The organism is Pyrobaculum sp., assembly GCF_049971835.1.
Classification (GTDB): Archaea; Thermoproteota; Thermoprotei; order Thermoproteales; family Thermoproteaceae; genus Pyrobaculum.
The window spans coordinates 1-2466 of the sequence record NZ_JBMFKV010000243.1; the positions used below are offsets into that span (position 1 = coordinate 1).

Below are 2466 nucleotides of genomic sequence, written 5' to 3' on the forward strand. Positions count from 1 at the left end.
CTGTAGATGCGCGCGGTCGCGCCCTACCCAGAAATCAAAAGATAGTTGAAACAGACATAAGCGTGGCCCTGTCTCTGACGCGGGGCGTGTACATCCAGAAATCAAAAGATAGTTGAAACAGCAAAATGAACGTGCTCAACAGCCTGTCTGCATACCGCCTCCAGAAATCAAAAGATAGTTGAAACCAGTCCTCGCTGGCCATGAGGGCCAGAGCCCTGGCGACTCTAGCCAGAAATCAAAAGATAGTTGAAACCTCTCACACATGAGCGAGAGAAACAACAAGGTGGCCGCGGCCCAGAAATCAAAAGATAGTTGAAACTCCCGCCTCATGGCGCTACTCGCGATACCGCGCCGCGACATAGCCCCAGAAATCAAAAGATAGTTGAAACACAGAGCTGTTAAACGTCCTGGCTATCACGCCAGGCACATTTCCCAGAAATCAAAAGATAGTTGAAACTACACATCTAGCAACAGCTCTATGCACATCTCGAATGCTAACCAGAAATCAAAAGATAGTTTAAACAAGCGTGACGTCGAGCTTCTCGGAGTACAACGACGGCCACAGTCCGCCAGAAATCAAAAGATAGTTGAAACTTCTTCAGCTCGTCGAGGACCTTCGGGAGCTCTGAAATCAGCGCCCAGAAATCAAAAGATAGTTGAAACCTAACCATCCAGGCGAGCACGATTGCCGCCATCACCGCGATTACTCCAGAAATCAAAAGATAGTTGAAACTGTAGACATAGTGTCTCCGTTCAACCGGGACGAAAATCAAAGCCGGGCCCGGGGCCCCGCATCACCCTCTACATTCTTCCTGACTTGATGCCGTACGTTTTTCCTGATTCAGGAAGATTGTCAGACGTTAACTCAGGAAGAGCGTCTGACGTGAAGAGACGCCGCCTCGGCGACGTACGGCGTTGACTAATATTTCAACTACCTCGCCGTGTGTTAACAAGGCGGCGTTCAACTATCCCTTCTACAATTTACCTGAGTTAAAATCGGACGTTTTTCCTGAATCAGGAAAAATGTATGACGCAAGGTCAGGAAAAATGTAGAGGGTGGAGAAAAAGCGGGGGTTACCGGGGGATGACGTAGATGGTGGTGCCGCGTTTCGTCTTGTACTTGCGCGTAGCTATACACTCTAGACACGGCACCTCCTCCTCAACTTCTACGTAGAGGGGGGCGTCGCCTTTTCTGTTCACCAACTCTTTGATTACCACCGACACAAGGCGTTTAGAGTCTCTGTAGTAATAGACGTGTAATCCCACTTTACTCCTCTTTAAGACGCCCGCGCGGTACAGTTTGTACAGAACGTTTTTATCGCTCTTTGCCTCCCCAGGCCTGACGTAGCCACGGCTTTCGATAATCTCTAATATCTTCTTCTTGCCCATGGAGCGGCGTACAAAACAAAGGATGTGGAAAAAGAGTTCAATATCCGGGCCAGAGGCGCCTCACCCTCTTGGCGCCTAGATACTCGTCGTCCTCAAGGCGCTCGAACTCCTCGTCTATGCGCTCGACGCGCTCAGCGTCGTCCGGCACCTCCTCCCAGTCGCGGTCCCAGCGCTCGTAGCGGTCCTCCACTGGCTCGAATCTGCCAGGCCTCTCGGCGTTGAAGATGTCGTAGCCAGCTCCTTCTAATATCCTCGCCAGCTCTCTCTTCGCCTCTACATCGCCCGCCTTCGCCCTCTCCACCAGCTCCCTAAACCTGGCCAGCTCCAATCTGGCCATGCCGCCTGTACATCTGAGCGTGGATATGGAATTAGGAGAGGCCTAGGTACCTCCTGGCGTAGGCGAGGTAGGCCTTCACGGCGGGGTGCACCTCCGGCGCCGGGGCGCCCTTCAGCACGTCCGCCGCGGCGTACATCAGCCCCCCGGGCCTCCCCCACCTAGCCACCTCCAGAGCCGCCTCAAGCCTCTCCACAAGCTCCCTCTCATACTGCTCGAGAGCCGCAACCGCGGCGTCTACATCGCCGAACTGTTGCTTAACGGTGCGGAGCGCCCTCTGGCCGTAGATGTAGAAGTCTGCGAAGTACCGACCTCTCCATAAGCGCCCTCTCCAGCCCAACCTCCCCCGCCCTGGCGTAGACGGCTTTAGCCACGTCGTCAAAAGCCGCAAGCCTCTCCCCAAGCTCTCTGAAAAAGGCAACGCGGTCGAAGCGCTCCTCCACAGCCCTCACCTCCACCTTTCTGCCATCAGCCAACGCCCTGACCAGATCCAGGGCGCTCTGGGGGTTGCTCTCGGCCAGCTTGCAGACGTAGTCCACCAGCCCCCTGTACGCTGGCGGCGCCTTGCGCTTAAGCGGCTCCCGCCACAGCCAAATCTTCTTGGCCAGGAGCTGGGGATCGCCCCTGCAGTCCTCGAGGACTTTGCCCCACAGCCACCTCCACTCGTCCTCCGCTGGCAACTTTGGAGCCGCCTCGCCTCTGACGTAACGCTCCACCACGGCTATGGGATCGGCGGCGGCCTC

Annotated in this window: 4 protein-coding genes and 1 CRISPR repeat array; all 4 genes read right to left on the bottom strand. The window is 55.5% G+C overall.

The window, feature by feature from the left end; all coding sequences use genetic code 11:
* The first annotated feature begins 27 nt into the window (after positions 1-27).
* Positions 28-733: direct repeats of the CRISPR family, unit length 25 nt; unit sequence CCAGAAATCAAAAGATAGTTGAAAC.
* A 341-nt stretch (positions 734-1074) separates the two neighbouring features.
* Positions 1075-1389, bottom strand: a complete 315-nt coding sequence (locus ACP5J3_RS13115) for a hypothetical protein (RefSeq protein WP_428496096.1) — start codon at positions 1387-1389, stop codon at positions 1075-1077.
* A 37-nt stretch (positions 1390-1426) separates the two neighbouring features.
* Positions 1427-1726 carry a hypothetical protein gene (locus tag ACP5J3_RS13120; RefSeq protein ID WP_428496097.1) on the bottom strand — a complete coding sequence of 100 codons (300 nt, stop codon included), beginning with the start codon at positions 1724-1726 and terminating at the stop codon, positions 1427-1429.
* Between the two features lie 31 nt (positions 1727-1757).
* Positions 1758-2063 carry a hypothetical protein gene (locus ACP5J3_RS13125; RefSeq protein ID WP_428496098.1) on the bottom strand — a complete coding sequence of 102 codons (306 nt, stop codon included), beginning with the start codon at positions 2061-2063 and terminating at the stop codon, positions 1758-1760.
* The coding region (locus ACP5J3_RS13130; RefSeq protein WP_428496099.1) for a hypothetical protein at positions 1981-2466 on the bottom strand (486 nt) is incomplete at its 5' end. The genes ACP5J3_RS13130 and ACP5J3_RS13125, both read right to left, overlap by 83 nt.